This window comes from Cupriavidus phytorum (assembly GCF_003254285.1).
Classification (GTDB): domain Bacteria; phylum Pseudomonadota; class Gammaproteobacteria; order Burkholderiales; family Burkholderiaceae; genus Cupriavidus; species Cupriavidus phytorum.
In genome coordinates this window covers 550169-564785 of the sequence record NZ_QKZN01000003.1, presented here as the reverse complement: position 1 = coordinate 564785, position 14617 = coordinate 550169, and the positions used below count along the sequence as shown (strand labels likewise).

Below are 14617 nucleotides of genomic sequence, written 5' to 3'. Positions count from 1 at the left end.
AAATTCAGCCGGCCTGCGCCGCGCCGTTCTCGCGCGCTAGCCCGGCCAGCAGCAGCTCGGCGCTGGCCACGTTGGTCGCGCACGGCACGTTGTGCACGTCGCAGGCACGCACCAGCGCGTTGATATCGGGTTCGTGCGGCTGCGGCGTCATCGGATCGCGCAGGAACACCACCGCGCTGACGCGCCCTTCGGCCAGCTGCGCGCCGATCTGCAGGTCGCCGCCCCACGGTCCCGACAGCATGCGCGTGACGTCGAGCCCGACTTCGTCGATCAGGCGCCCGCCGGTGGTGCCGGTGGCAAGCAGTTCGCACTGCGACAGGAAGGCGCGATGGCGCGCGGCGAAGGCGACGATGTCGTCCTTCTTGTGGTCATGGGCGATCAGCGCGATACGGGGCCGGGTCATTCAGGGCTTCCTTTTGCGGGGTACGGGTAAGGTCGGGACACTGGAGCTCAGAACGTGCCAGGGAAGGCGCCGCCGTCGAGCAGGATGTTCTGGCCGGTGATGTAGCCGGCATGGCAGCTGCACAGGAAGGCACAGGTGGCGCCGAACTCGGCCGGCTCGCCGAAGCGGCGCGACGGGTTGGCCGCGGCGCGGCGCTGCGCTACTTCCTCGACGCTCAGGCCGGCCTTCTTCGCGCCGCCTTCCATGGTCTTGAACAGGCGGTCGGTATTGAACGGGCCCGGCAGCAGGTTGTTGATGGTGACCCCGTGCTGCGCCACTTCGCGCGCGACGCCGGCAACGAAGCCGGTCAGGCCGGAGCGCGCGCCGTTGGACAGGCCCAGCACATCGATCGGCGCCTTGACCGCGCCGCTGGTGATATTGATGATGCGACCCCACTTGCGCGCGATCATGCCGTCGACGGTGGCCTTGATCAGCTCGATCGGGGTCAGCATGTTGGCGTCCAGCGCGGCCAGCCAGTCGCTGCGCTCCCAGTCGCGGAAATTGCCCGGCGGCGGGCCGCCGGCGTTGTTGACCAGGATGTCGAGATCGCCGAGCTTGGCGGCGGCGTCGAGTGCCGCCTTGCGGCCCTCGGGCGTGGTGATGTCGGTCGCCACCGCGATCACGCGGCGGCCATGGCGCGCGCGCAGGTCGGCCGCGGCCTTTTCCAGCGCCTCGGCGCCGCGCGCCACGATCACCACGTCGACGCCTTCGGCCGCCAGCGCATCGGCGCAGGCAAAGCCCAGGCCCTTGCTGGCGCCGCATACCAGCGCATGCTTGCCGCGCAGTCCCAGATCCATGTGTTTCTCCCTAGTCTGTTGTCTGTGACGGACCCGCCCCGGGCGGGCCCGCGAATCAGGTTTTCCTTGCCGACAGCAAGTACATGCCGCCCATCACCAGCGCGCTGCCGGCCAGCTGCACGCCGCTGACGGGCTCGCCGAGCAGCCAGAAGGCCAGCAACAGCGTCGACACCGGCCCGATCATGCCGGCCTGCGACGCCATCGGCGCGCCGATGCGCGACACCGCCACCATGGTCAGCGACACCGGCAGCACGGTGCAGAACACCGCGTTGACCAGCGACAGCCACAGCACCGGCGCCGGCTGCGCCAGCTCCGCCAGCGGCCGGCCCAGCACCAGGTACTGGATCACGCAGCACGCGGTCGACACGCACATGGCATACGCCACCAGCCGCAGCGAGCCGATGCGCCGCACCAGCTCGCCGCTCAGGATCAGGTAGATACCATAGGTGATGGCGCTGCCCAGCACCAGCGCGCCGCCCAGCCACACCTGGCTGCCGCTGACATCGAGGTCATGCGCGAACACCAGCACGATGCCGGCATAGGCCAGCAGCAGCGACAGCCATTGGTGCCTGCCGATCGGCCGGCGCAACAGCAGCGCAGTGGCCAGCAGCACGAACGACGGCGTCAGGAACAGGATCAGCCGCTCCAGCCCGGCGGTGATGTACTGCAGGCCGATGAAGTCCAGGAAGCTGGACAGGTAGTAGCCGATAAAGCCGAGAAACACCACCCGGCCCCGGTCCGCCCACGACAGCGGCGCCAGCCGGCGCGACTGCCACCAGCCGATCGCCATGAACAGCGGCACCGCGAACAGCATGCGCAGCGTGATCACCATCACGGCATCGACGTTGTAGCGGTACATCAGCTTGGCGACGATCGCCTTGGCTGAGAACAGCACCGCGCCCACGGCGGCGATGACAAGGCCCGAGCGCTGCGGCGACGGCAGCGCGGCGGGCACGGCGGGAGACGTGTGGGAGGCGGGCACGAAGAATACGGGGAAAGCGGACCGGCACGGCGGTCCCGCAAAACGACCCGACGATTGTATTCGAAAAGGCGCGAGGGCATCGGACGCCGCCCCGCCCGCGCGCCACCTGTTTTGCGGCCTTCCTCGGTATACTCTGGGTCACCTCCAGCCACCGCACCCTTTTCGTGCCCCAGCCCGCCGACACACCTTCCGGCAAGCCCGCCGCCGACTATGACTTCACCGAGCAGGTGGGCCATCTGCTGCGGCGCGCCTACCAGCGCCACGTGGCAATCTTCCAGCAGACCATCCCCGATTCGCAGCTGACCGCGGCGCAGTTCGTGGTGCTGTGCGCGGTGCGCGACCGGCAGCCGTGCTCGATGAACGAGGTGGTGCGCGCCACCGCGATCGACCAGGCCACGGTGCGCGGCATCATCGACCGGCTCAAGTCACGCAAGCTGATCGCGGTCTCGCATGATCCCAACGACCGGCGCAAGGTCGTGGTAACGGTCACGCCCTCCGGGCTGGCCCTGATCGATGAGACCGTGCCGTTCGCAAAGGAAATCTCGGAGCAGACCTTCGGCAGCCTGAATCCGGCCGAGCGCGTGGCGGTGACTTACCTGCTGCGCAAGATGAGCGAGATCGACGAGGGGAATGGCGGCTAGCGCGGCGCTGCAGGCTCACTGACGCGCGCGGGTTTTCTCCCCTCTCCCGCTTGCGGGAGAGGGGCCGGGGGAGAGGGCCGGCGCTGGCAATAGCGGCAGGCTCCACTTCGTGGATACTCCCGCCCTCTCCCCAACCCTCTCCCGCAAGCGGGAGAGGGAGCACACAGTCAGCCCTTGGTCGGCGCCGCCGATGTCCTCGATGTCCTCGATGCCATCGCCGCCAGCACCGTCTCCGGCACGAACGGCGGCCGGCGCAGGCGCACCCCAAGCGCATCGAACAATGCATTGGCAAGCGCCGGCGCGCCCGGCAGCGACGCCGATTCGCCCGCGCCCAGCGGCGGCTCTGACTGGCGCGGCATCAGCACCACCTCGATCGGCGGGATTTCCGGGAAGGTCAGCAGCGGATAGCTGCCCCATTCGCGGCTGGCGACGCCGTCGGCATCGAAGCGGACCTGCTCCTTCAGCACGCGGCTGAGGGTCTGCACCACGTTGCCGTGGACCTGGTGGCGCACGCCGTCGGGATTGACGACCATGCCGGTGTCCTGCCCCACCACCACCTTGTCGATGGCGATGCGGCCGGTGCCCGCGTCCACGGACAGGTCCACCACCCACGCGGCCCAGGCCGCGCCGAATCCGGGAAAACGGCTGTGGATATAGCGCGCGTAGGCCACGCCCCGGCCGCGCAGCCGTCCGTCTGCATCCGGCACGCCGCGCGCTCCGGCCGCGCCACGCTGCCAGCCGGCCGCGTCGGCGACGGCCCGCAGCAAATCCGCGGCGCGTTCGTCCGGCAGGTGCCGCAGGCGGAAATCGACAGGGTCGACGCCCGCCGCCAGCGCCAGCTCGTCGATCACGCACTCGTGCGCGAACGCATTGGGCAGCGCCGACACGCCGCGCAGCCACGACGCGCGCACGATCGCCGGCGTATCGTCGCAGCCGATGCGGCGCGCCGCATAGGCATAGGGCGGCACGGCGGTACGGTCACCCATCTCCAGCGTGCGCGGCGCGTTGGACACGGCACCGGTCAGCACCAGCGCCAGCGTGGGCGCGTCGTTGGACGGATAGCGGCTGGTGAAGTCATAGCCGAGCAGCGCGCCGTCGGCGCCGAGCGTGGCGCAGACATCCATCAGCTGGGCCGCGCCCTTGGGCTCCCACAAGTGCTCCTGCTCGCGCGACAGCTGCACCCGCACCGGCCGTCCCACCGCGCGCGACAGCAGCGCAGCGTCGGCGCAGACGTCGTCGGCGCAATTGCGGCCGTAGCAGCCGGCGGCCTCCATGCGCACGATCTCGATGCGGTCCTCGCCCAGCCCGCACAGCCGGGACAGGTCGATGCGCAGCATGTGCGGGTTCTGCGTACCAGACCACACCGTCAGGCCGTCTTCGTGCCAGTCGGCGACGGCGCACGACGGGCCGATGGAGCCGTGCATCTGGTACGGCCACACGTAGCGTCGCTGCAGTACCGTGCCGGCGCCGCCGGCGGGCAGCTCGCCCTCTGTCAGCAGTTCGCGCCGCGTGGCCGGGTTGGCGCGCAGCGCCGGCTCCGGATCATCCAGCGCGGGCAACGGCGGCACCGGCTTCCACTGCACGCGCAGCCGGCGCGCGGCCTGCACCGCATATTCCTCGCGCTCGGCCACCACGCCGACGAAATCGCCCTGCACCACCACCTCGACCAGGCCGGGCACGTCGCGCACCGAATCGCGGTCGATGGCCAGCAGGCTGTTGCCGACGAAGGCGCCGCTGTCGCGCCCCGCATACGGCGGGCGCACCACGCGGCCGTGCAGCATGCCGGGCACGCGCACGTCGTGGACGAAGGTCAGTGCGCCGCGCGCCTTGCCAGGGATATCGACGCGCGGCGCCGCGCGGCCGACGATGCGGTAGGACTCGACCGGCTTGACCGGCACGTCTTCGGCCAGCGGCAGCTCCACGTGCTCGCCGGCCACCAGCGCGGCATAACGGATGCTGGCCTGCGTGCCGCGCACGCGGAACTCGCCGTTCTCCGCTTCCAGCGCGGAGACGTCGACGCCGAGCTGCAGCGCGGCCCGCGCCTGCAGCCACGCGCGCGCCTGCGCGGCGGCGCGGCGCAGCGGCAATGCGGAGATTTGGATCGAGGCGCTGGCGATGGTCGGGCCCTGGTTGGGCGTGGCCTCGGTATGGCCCAGCACCATGCGCACGCTATCGAGGGGTGCATCGAGTTCCTCGGCGACGATCTGCGCCAGCGCGGTGCGGATGCCTGTGCCGAGGTCGACGTGCCCGTTGAAGGCCAGCACCTCGCCGTTGTCGCGCACGGCGATAAACAGGTCCGGCAGCGCCGGCACATAGTCCGACGCCGCGCCGGGCTGGCCCGGCGCCGGGCGCGCGGCCGCCTGCGGGGCGCGCGTCACCAGCAGCACGCCGGTGGCCTGCAGCAGCGCCAGCCGCAGTGCGCGCGGCGTGGCGGCATCGGCCTGGGCCGGGGGTTGCAGCTGGGTTGCCGTCATCGTTCTACTCTCTTCATCATCGGCCGCCGCGCCGGGCCGCCGTGCATGTCAACGTTATACTGCCAGCCAACAGGCATACGGCAAGCACATCCACCATGACCACCAAGACTGCGGCCGCGCCCGCCACCCGTCGGGCGGCAGCCGGCACCCGGGCCCGGCAGGCGCAGGACAGCCGCGAGCGCATCCTGAGGGCTGCCATCAAGGTCTTCGCCCAGCGCGGCTACGACGGCGGCCGCATCGAACGCATCTCGTCGCTGGCCAAGACCTACGACCGGATGATCTACTACTACTTCGGCAGCAAGGAGAAGCTGTTCGTCGAAGTGCTGGAGACCATCTACCTGCAGCTCAACCAGGCCGAGCAGCAGCTCGAGCATGAGCTCGACGCCGCCGACCCCGTGCGCGCGCTGTCGCAGCTGATCGATTTCGTCTGGCAGTACTACCTGGACCATCCCGAGTTCGTCGCCATCCTGACCAGCGAGAACATGAGCCAGGGCAAGCACGCAAAGAAGTCGGTGCGGCTGCGCGAAATCTCCAGCTACGCGCTGTCGGTGCTCGACGGCATCCTTGCGCGCGGCAAGGCCGCCGGGCTGTTCCGCGCGGACGCCGGCGCGCGCGACGTCTACATGGTGATCGCTTCGCTCGGCTACTTCTATAACTCCAACCATCATACGCTCAGCGCCTTCCTGGGCGAGCCCATGATGAGCCCGCCGGCGCTGGCGCACTGGCGCGATGTGATCCAGCAGACCGTGCTGCGCACGGTGGCCGTGCCCGGCGCCATGCCGGAGGCGCATGTGCCACCCGCCGCCGCGCCGCGCAAGGCGGCACGCGGCAAGCGCACGGCGGCTGGCTAAGGCTGGCTCGGACGCCATCGGCCAGATTCAGGCGGCGGCGCGCACGCCTGCCACCTGCGCCAGCGCCTCATCCCGCGTCAGCACCGTGGCGTACTTCTGCGCCATGTCGAACAGGTTCGCATCATGCGGCCCGAGCGCGCGGTCGCCCACGCAATCCGACACCACTAGCGGGCGGAACCCCAGCGACATGGCATCGACCACGCTGGCGCGCACGCAGCCGCTGGTGACACAGCCTGCCACCAGCAGCGTCTGCACGCCGCGCTGCGTCAGCCATGCCGCCAGCGAGGTGCCGAAGAACGCCGACGGCACCGTCTTGCGCACCACCAGCTCGCCCGCCGCGGGCGCCAGCTCGGGCACGATCTGGCTGTTGTGGCCGTCTTCCTTCAGCGTCAGCATGCCCGGCACCTTCAGCGTGAAGATATTGTGGTCGCTGTCGTCGTCGGCGAACACGATGCGGCTGTGCGCCACCGGCCAGCCGTGCTCGCGCGCGGCGCGCAGCAGCGGCTGGGTGTTGCGGATGGCCTCGGGAATATTGCCGCCGCCGAACACCGCCGGATCGGCAAAGCCGTTGACGAAGTCGATGATCAGCAGCCCGTACGGCGCCTTCAGTTCCATCGCCGCGCCGAAGCCCTGGCGCTGGTAAGTCTGCACTGCGTCATCCATGGCGCGAGTCCTTGTCTGCCTGATAGAGCGAGGCGGCCGGGGCATGGTGCCCGTCCATCACCTTGCCGCGCACCACCACCGGCTCGCCGTCGAGGCTGACGGTGCAGTGACGCACGGGGATATCGATATGGCAGGCGGTGGTGCGGCTGCCGCCGGCTTCGTTGTTGGGTCCGAACGAGCACAGGAAGTTGCCCTCGTAGGCGCGTGCATCCATGCCGATGGTGGCCTCGCGGTCGTACATCGCCAGCGCCGACCAGCTCGCGCGCGGCTGCAGGCCCCAGCCGATATGCGACATGGCATACGCTTCCGGATCGTTGAACGAGGCCATGTAGTCGGCCAGCAGCTCGGCATCGACGCCGCCTTCGATGCGGCGCACGTAGCCGGACTCGACCGTGATGCGGATCGGCGCCTGCAGATACGACTTCATCGGCAGCAGGATGTCGCCGCGGTCCAGCACGATGGTGCCCTCGGTGCCGCCCTCGTCGGGCCAGGTCAGCACGAAGCCGCTCGGCCAGTGGTCCCAGCGCCCGGGCTCGTCGACAAAGCCGTACTCGCTGATCGCGGGAAATTCGCCCAGGCGGCAGCGCAGGTCCATGCCGGCGTCGGACACGATATGCATCTCGCGCGCCTTGCCCAGCCGCTGCGTGGCGGCCTTGACGCGGGCGCGGTCGGCCTCGGTCGGCACCAGCCGCGCCAGCACCTCTGGCGGCTCCACCGCCAGCAGGATCTTGGTGCCGCCGGACAGGATCTCGTGCTGCTCGGGCGAGAACAGCAGCGTCATCAGGTCCAGCACCAGGTCGCTCGCCTTCAGCGCGGCGATCGCCGCCGGATTGCCGGTCAGCGGCGTGGTGCCCAGGTAGGCCAGCGCATCGCGGCTCAGCGCCTTCTCGCCGTTGACGGGCGGCAGGTCGAGCCGGTTGACGATGGCGCCCATCGACTGCGCCGCCACCATTGCCGTGCGCAGCGTCTGCGGATGCGTCGCGGCGCCGGTGAGCACGGTGACGGTCTGTCCGCGCTGCAGCTTCGACAGCGTCAGCACCTGCTTCCACGCTGCCGTCAGGTCGTAATCGCTTACGGGCATGTTCGCTCCCTATCCATCAATTCAGCGTTCAATTCAGCGACGCGCCGAGGAAATCGCCGAAGGCGCGGTAGAAGCCGGCCTCGTCGTCCCACGGGATCATGTGGCCGGCGTTGGGGACGTGCGCGACCAGCAAGCCCGGCAGCAGCGTGCGCATCTCCTGCACGTCTTCCGCGCGGATCACGTCGCCGCGGCCGGCGGTCATCAGCAGCGCCGGCACGGCGAGCTGCGGCAGGTCGGCGTGGATATCGTCCTCGTGGAAGCCGTTGAAGCTGGCCAGGATCGCGCGCTCGTCGCAGGTATGCAGCCATTGCGCGCGCAGGCGCAGCTGGTCCTCGGTCCAGGTCGGGCAGAAGGCGCGCATGCCTTCGGCGTCGATGCCGTGCTGCGCCAGCCGGATCGAATCGATGTACCACGGCAGTTGCGACGGGTAGGCGCGGCGCCCCGGACCCGACACCGGCGGATCGACCAGCACCAGCCGCGTCAGGCCCGCGGGCTTGGCGCGCGCGGCGCGGATGCCGATGCGCGCGCCCATCGAATGGCCGACCACGGCATAGCGCTGCAGTCCCTGCGCCTCGGCAAAGGCGACCACGTCGGCGGCCTGCGCATCGAGGCTGTAGTCGAGCTCGGGGCCGGACTGCGACAGGCCGCGGCCGCGCACGTCGAGCACATAGGTATCGAACTGCCGGCCGAAGCGCTCGCCGACAAAGCCCCAGGTCACCGCGGGGCTGGTGATGCCCGGCACGATGATGACGGCATCGCGCTGCGCGCGCGCGCCAGCCTGCCCGCCATAGCGCAGGTAGTGCTGGCGGATGCCGTTGGCGTGGACGTGGGCGCCGTAGAGAAAGGTGCTGTCTGCCATGGCCCGCTCCTTCAGTACGCGCCCGACAGCAGTGCGCCGGCGCCCGGCACCACCGGCTCCAGCCCCAGGCGCTTGAGCAGCGCATAGGTGGTGGCGACGGCGGCGGTGACGACCGGCTTGCCGGTCATGGCCTCGACCTTCGCAATCGCAGGCAGCGACGGCATCTGCACGCAGGCCGACAGCACGATCACGTCGGCATCGGCAGTGTTCATCTGCGCGACGATCTCCGGCAGCCTGGCCGGGTCATGGCGGCCGACGTCGAGGTTGTCGGGGATCTCCAGCGCGCGGTAGTCGACCACCTCGTAGCCTTCGTTGCGGATGTAGTCCACCACCAGCTCGGTCAGCGGCTTCATGTACGGCGCCACCACCGCGATGCGCTTCGCGCCCATCACCTTGAGCGCGTCGACCAGCGCGCCGGCGCTGGTGATCACCGGCGCGTCGCCGCCGTTCTCGGCGGTATGCGCCTGCAGCCGCTGCTCGGAGACGCGGTGGTAGCCGTGGCCCATCGCCATGATCGCCACCAGGCAGGCGTAGCCCAGCACGTCGACGCGGGCGTCGCTCAGTTCCACCGCACAGCGGTCGGATTCTGCATCCATCGCGGCCAGTTCTTCCTTGACCACCTTCTTCATCCGCATCCGGCTCGAATGGAAGGTGAAGCGCTCCGGGCGCACCAGCTGGCGCGCGGCCAGCATCGCCGGGATCTCGGTTTCCATGGTGGTGTTGGAGCTCGGCACGATCTGGCCGATTCGGAAAACTTTCTGCACTGTCGACTCCGTCATCTGTTTGTCTGCCCTTGGTTGCGCTTTGGTCGCGCTCTCGTTCGGTCTGCCTGCAGCAGGCCCAGGGGCCTGCATGCTGCGAACGATTGTAGTGTACACACTTTATATAGGCAAACAGATTCTGCACCGACCACGATTCACTCGTTCAGTGCACACTGAATCCATGAATCCCTGTTTTTGCGCATTATTTCGCCATTGCAGCGCATCATTGCAAATCCATCACATCATCATCAGGGTTTTCCATAGGTTCCGGTTATTTCGCCTTTACCTCGATATTTTGAGTGTGTACACTCGTTTTCAACGGTCGGCCGCATGGCCGCCCCTGCCCCCATCGACCTTGTGTCATTGCCAGGAGAAATAACGTGCAAGGCAAACCGCGAATCGCAGTTGTCGGCGCCGGACTCGGAGGGACGGCCGCGGCCGCCCTGCTGCAGCGAGCCGGCTTCCAAGTCAGGCTGTATGAGCAGGCACCGGCGTTCTCGCGCCTGGGCGCGGGCATCCATGTCGGGCCCAACGTGATGAAGATCATGCGGCGCATCGGCATCGAGGACGCGCTCAACGACATGGGCTGCCACCCCGACTACTGGTACAGCCGCGACGGCCTCACCGGCGAAGTGATCGCGCAGATCCCGCTGGGCGACTATGCGGTGCGCCACTACGGCGCCAGCTACCTGACCGTGCACCGCGGCGACTTCCACAAGCTGCTGACCGACGCCGTCGCCCCGGGCACGCTGTTCTTCAACAAGAAGCTGGAAAGCGTCACCGACCAGGGCGATGTGGTGCAGCTGCGCTTCACCGACGGCACGGTCGAAGAGGCCGATATCGTGATCGGCGCCGACGGCGTCAACTCGCGCATCCGCGAGACCCTGCTGGGCGCCGAGCCGCCCAAGTACACCGGCTACGTCGCGCACCGCGCGGTGTTCCCGATCTCGCGCGTCAAGGGCTTCACGCACGAGCGCTGCACCAAGTGGTGGACCGATGACCGCCACATGATGGTCTACTTCGACACCAGCAAGCTCGACGAGATCTACTACGTCACCGGCGTGCCCGAGCCCGAGTGGGACATGAGCAAGAGCTGGGTGCCGAGCAGCATCGAAGAAATGCGCGCGGCCTTCGACGGCTGGCACGAAGGCGTGCAATCGCTGATCGAAGGCACGGTCGAAGTGACCAAGTGGCCGCTGCTTGAGCGCGACCCGCTGCCGCTGTGGAGCCGGGGCCGCCTGGTGCTGCTGGGCGATGCCTGCCACCCGATGAAGCCGCACATGGCCCAAGGCGCCGCGATGGCGATCGAGGATGCCGCCATGCTGACGCGCTGCTTCACCGAAGCCGGCACCGACGACTACGCCGCCGCCTTCGCGCTGTACGAGGCCAACCGCGCCGAGCGCGCCGGCAAGGTCCAGCTGGTTTCGCACAACAACACCTGGCTGCGCAGCAACGAGAATCCGGACTGGTGTTTCGGCTACGATGTGTTCAACGTGCCGCTGGTGTCGGCCGGGAGCAAGCCGCTGTCCGAAGCCGCCTGACCGCCTGACCGCCCTGCCCGCCGCCGCCCCTCGCCAAGGAAGGGGCGCGGCGCCGCGATGCGTGATGTTCAAACCGCCCCCAGCCCCCGATGAACACGCCCCGCCCCCTGACCCTGCAGGTCAACCACGCCGAGCACACGCTCGAGGTGGCGCCTGACACGCCGCTGCTCTACATCCTGCGCAACGACCTGTGCTGCAACGGGCCCAAGTACGGTTGCGGCCTGGGCCAGTGCGGCGCCTGCACGGTGCTGGTGGACGGCCTGCCGGCGCGTTCGTGCGTGCTGCCGGTCAAGGCCGTGGTGGGCCACGCGGTGACCACGCTCGAAGGCCTGGGCACGGCACAGCATCCCGACCCGGTGCAGCAGGCCTTTATCGAAGAACAGGCCGCGCAATGCGGCTACTGCCTGAACGGCATGATCATGACCGCGAAGGCGCTGCTGGCGCAGAATCCCGATCCCGACGAAGCCCAGATCCGCGAAGCCTTGCGTTTCAACCTGTGCCGTTGTGGCACGCATGTGGAAATCGTGCGCGCGGTCATGCGGGCCGCGGTGCTGCAGCGGCAGGCCGCGCAAGGGGTGGCGTCGTGAGCGCCGGCATCGTGCAAGCGACCACGCCGGCCACGGCACTGGCCGCCGGCGTGCCGCCGGGCGCCGCCGATTGCCTGGTGGCCCATGTACTGACACCGCCGGGCCTGCGCTGGGTCGGCAGCGAGCCGCTCGCGGCGCGCCTGCTGCACGCCGAGCGCGACGCCGCGCTGGCGCTGCCTGGCATCCGCGCGGTGGTGGTCCGCAACAACTTTGCCGGCGTGGCCGCGGTCTCGGCCACCCAGGCCGCCGACGCGGCGCGGGTCCTGCGGGTGCGTTGGTCTGGTCCGCCGCGCGCCGACGCCATCCCTGCGGCGCGCCACACACTGGCGCAACGCGGCGATGTCGCCAATGCGCTCGAACACGCCCGCGCACGGCACACGCAGCATTACCAGTGGCCGCTGGCCGGCACCCGCGACGATGCCTGCTGCACCGTTGTCGCCGACTGGCGCGACGGCACGCTGACCGTATGGCTGCCCGCCACGCGCCCCGGCGCACTGCGCGCCGAGCTCGCGGCACTGCTGGGCATCGCGCCAACGCAAGTGCAGATGGTCTGCTGGCAAGACCCGGACGACCGCGCCGATCCCGCGCTGCTGGCACCGCACGCTGCCGCCGACGCGGCGCTGCTGGCGCACGCCAGCGGGCAACCGGTGGTGCGCCGGCTGCGTGCCGCCGACGTCGGCCTGGCCGATGCCGAGTTCGATATCCGCGTCGATAGCGCACGCACCGGCGCCACCGTCGACGCCTACGCCGCCACGCTGTCCGGCGCCACGCCCCCCGCTTCACCGCTGGCGCTGTGGCTGACGCATACGCCGGCGCCGGTGACGGACAGCATCGATGCGGGCCATGGCGGCGAAGCTGAGCTGCCGCCGTATCGCATCCCGCATGTCGAACTCGCCGTGTCCGGCGACCCGGCGACATTCGCCGCCGCGCCACTGACGGCAGCCCGCGCGCAGGTGTTCGCGCGCGAATCCCATCTTGACGAGCTTGCCGCCGCCAGCGACGCCGACCCGGTGGCGCTGCGTCTCGCGCACCTGGCCGACTCGCGCGGCTCCGCGCTGGTGCGACAGGTGGCCGAGCGCGCCGGCTGGAACCCAGCAACACCACGCGCCCACTCCGCCGCGGGCAATGTGCGGCGCGGCCGCGGCTTTGCCTACGCCCACACCATCGACCACGACGCCGGCCAGAGCTGGTCGGCGTGGGTCGCGGAAGTCGAGGTCGACGGCACCACCGGCGAGCTGGCGGTCACGCGCGTCACGGTCGGCCACGACAGCGAATCGCTGCCGCCACCGCAAGCCGCGGCGGCGACGCGCTCGATGCCGCGCTCGATCGATCAGGACGTCGCAACCGCCGCGCTGCAGCTGACCGCCGCCGCGCCGGCGTTCGACACCTGGCCGGCGGAGGCGCGTGTTGCCGGCGAACACTTGCCGGCCATGCCGGCACAGGCCCTGCCGGAAGTGCGGCTGGCCGGCACGCTGGCCACGCACGACGCGCTCGCGGCCGGTCCCGCCGATTCGCTGCCGGCCGCCGCCGCGGTGGCCAATGCCATCTTCGACGCCACCGGCGTACGCCTGCGCAAACCCCCGTTCAGCGCCGAACGCATCCGCCTGGCACTGGCCGAGGCCAGTCCCGGCAACCAACGCAAGAAGCGCGGCTGGATCGCAGCGGCGGCCGCTGCCGCGGCCGGCGTGTGCGCCACGCTGTTGCCGTGGCGCGCACCGATCGCGCCGGTGGCACCGCCCGAGCCCGGCTTCTATTCCGCCGCCACGCTCGAGCGCGGCCGGCTGGTGGCCGCCGCCGGCGACTGCGCGGTCTGCCACACCGCGCCGGGCGGCGCGAAGAACGCCGGCGGCCTGCCTCTGGAAACACCGTTCGGCACGGTCTACAGCACCAACATCACGCCGGATGTGCAGACCGGCATCGGCAACTGGTCGTTCGCCGCCTTCGAGCGCGCCATGCGCGAAGGCATCCACCGCGACGGGCGGCGCCTGTATCCTGCCTTCCCGTACACCGCCTTCGCCAAGATCAGCGATGGCGACATGCAGGCGCTGTACGGCTACCTGATGTCGGCAGCGCCGGTGACCTCCGCGGTGCCGCAGACGCAGCTGGCCTTCCCGTTCAACCTGCGCCCGCTGCTGGCCGGCTGGAATCTACTGTTCCATCGCAACGAACGCTTTACGCCGGACCCGTCGCGCTCGGCGCAGTGGAATCGCGGCGCGTACCTGGCCGAGGGGCTGGGCCACTGCAGTGCCTGCCATTCGCCGCGCAACGCGCTCGGCGCCGAGCAAGGCGGGCGCCGCTACCTGACCGGCGGCAGCGCCGAAGGCTGGGAAGCGCCGGCGCTGACCGCGCTGTCGCAAGCCCCGGTGCCGTGGACCGAAGCCGCGCTGTTCACTTACCTGCGCGGCGGCTACGCGCCGCACCACGGTGCCGCGGCGGGACCAATGGCGCCGGTGGTGGAAGAGCTTGCGCAGCTGCCCGAGGACGACGTGCGCGCGATCGCGCATTACGTGGCCTCGTTTGGCGCGCCCGCGCCGGCACCGTCGGTGCTTGCCGCACAGGCGGCGCAGGTCGAACAACGCAGCCAGCAAGCCGCGCGCACGCTCGGCGGGCCCGCCGAACGCCTGTACCAGAGCGCCTGCGCGGTCTGCCACCAGTCCGACCAGGGCATCGCGCAGTTCGGCGTGAAGCCGTCGCTGGCGCTCAATACCAACCTGCACAGCAAGCTGCCGGACAACGTGATCCAGGTGCTGCTGCGCGGCATGCCGGCACCGCCCAACAGCGAACTGGGCGCGATGCCGGGCTATGCCGACACGCTCGACGACCAGCAGATCGCGCAACTGGCGCAGTACCTGCGCGCGCGCTTTGCGCCCGACAAACCCGCATGGCAGGACCTGGAGAACACCGTCGCGCGGCTGCGCGCGGCGCCTGCCCACTGAAC

At 70.0% G+C, this 14617-nt stretch carries 13 protein-coding genes; 5 read left to right on the top strand and 8 right to left on the bottom strand.

Annotation, left to right across the window (positions count from 1 at the left end):
• Nucleotides 1–4 precede the first annotated feature (4 nt).
• The 3 genes from C7416_RS11005 to C7416_RS10995 are packed head-to-tail and all read right to left on the bottom strand — an operon-like array spanning nt 5 to nt 2182.
• Complete coding sequence (locus tag C7416_RS11005; RefSeq protein WP_111518990.1) at nt 5–403, bottom strand: methylglyoxal synthase; 399 nt, start codon at nt 401–403, stop codon at nt 5–7.
• Between the two features lie 47 nt (nt 404–450).
• A complete protein-coding gene (locus C7416_RS11000; protein WP_111518989.1) occupies nt 451–1239 on the bottom strand; it encodes an SDR family oxidoreductase in 789 nt (262 codons plus the stop codon).
• 55 nt (nt 1240–1294) lie between these two features.
• Nucleotides 1295–2182 (bottom strand): DMT family transporter, encoded by an 888-nt coding sequence (locus C7416_RS10995; RefSeq protein WP_111519065.1) that lies wholly within the window; start codon nt 2180–2182, stop codon nt 1295–1297.
• Between the two features lie 203 nt (nt 2183–2385).
• Between C7416_RS10995 and C7416_RS10990 the strand changes: the two genes are divergently transcribed.
• Complete coding sequence (locus C7416_RS10990) at nt 2386–2862, top strand: MarR family winged helix-turn-helix transcriptional regulator (protein ID WP_111518988.1); 477 nt, start codon at nt 2386–2388, stop codon at nt 2860–2862.
• A 167-nt stretch (nt 2863–3029) separates the two neighbouring features.
• Here the strand turns inward: C7416_RS10990 and C7416_RS10985 are convergent, their stop codons facing one another.
• Nucleotides 3030–5336: a xanthine dehydrogenase family protein molybdopterin-binding subunit gene (locus C7416_RS10985; RefSeq protein WP_111518987.1), complete on the bottom strand. Its 2307-nt coding sequence runs from the start codon at nt 5334–5336 to the stop codon at nt 3030–3032.
• A gap of 95 nt (nt 5337–5431) precedes the next feature.
• On the opposite strand from C7416_RS10985, the gene C7416_RS10980 reads away from it, so the two are divergent.
• Nucleotides 5432–6187, top strand: coding sequence for a TetR/AcrR family transcriptional regulator (locus tag C7416_RS10980; RefSeq protein WP_111518986.1), 756 nt, complete (start codon nt 5432–5434; stop codon nt 6185–6187).
• Nucleotides 6188–6214: 27 nt separating this feature from the next.
• Here C7416_RS10980 and C7416_RS10975 read toward each other — a convergent pair whose 3' ends face one another.
• From C7416_RS10975 to C7416_RS10960, 4 genes are read right to left on the bottom strand one after another with little or no spacing between them, the layout of a single operon-like run.
• Nucleotides 6215–6850, bottom strand: coding sequence for an N-carbamoylsarcosine amidohydrolase (locus C7416_RS10975; RefSeq protein ID WP_111518985.1), 636 nt, complete (start codon nt 6848–6850; stop codon nt 6215–6217).
• Complete coding sequence (locus tag C7416_RS10970; RefSeq protein WP_111518984.1) at nt 6843–7931, bottom strand: 2,5-dihydroxypyridine 5,6-dioxygenase NicX family protein; 1089 nt, start codon at nt 7929–7931, stop codon at nt 6843–6845. Before C7416_RS10970 ends, C7416_RS10975 begins: the two co-directional genes overlap by 8 nt.
• A gap of 28 nt (nt 7932–7959) precedes the next feature.
• A complete protein-coding gene (locus tag C7416_RS10965) occupies nt 7960–8790 on the bottom strand; it encodes an alpha/beta fold hydrolase (RefSeq protein ID WP_111518983.1) in 831 nt (276 codons plus the stop codon).
• Between the two features lie 11 nt (nt 8791–8801).
• Nucleotides 8802–9554, bottom strand: a complete 753-nt coding sequence (locus C7416_RS10960; protein WP_062797424.1) for a maleate cis-trans isomerase family protein — start codon at nt 9552–9554, stop codon at nt 8802–8804.
• Nucleotides 9555–9931: 377 nt separating this feature from the next.
• Between C7416_RS10960 and C7416_RS10955 the strand changes: the two genes are divergently transcribed.
• From C7416_RS10955 to C7416_RS10945, 3 genes are all read left to right on the top strand, one after another.
• Nucleotides 9932–11092: an FAD-dependent monooxygenase gene (locus C7416_RS10955; RefSeq protein WP_111518982.1), complete on the top strand. Its 1161-nt coding sequence runs from the start codon at nt 9932–9934 to the stop codon at nt 11090–11092.
• Nucleotides 11093–11181: 89 nt separating this feature from the next.
• Nucleotides 11182–11679: a (2Fe-2S)-binding protein gene (locus C7416_RS10950; protein WP_111518981.1), complete on the top strand. Its 498-nt coding sequence runs from the start codon at nt 11182–11184 to the stop codon at nt 11677–11679.
• Nucleotides 11676–14615 carry a c-type cytochrome gene (locus C7416_RS10945; protein WP_111518980.1) on the top strand — a complete coding sequence of 980 codons (2940 nt, stop codon included), beginning with the start codon at nt 11676–11678 and terminating at the stop codon, nt 14613–14615. Before C7416_RS10950 ends, C7416_RS10945 begins: the two co-directional genes overlap by 4 nt.
• Nucleotides 14616–14617 lie beyond the last annotated feature (2 nt).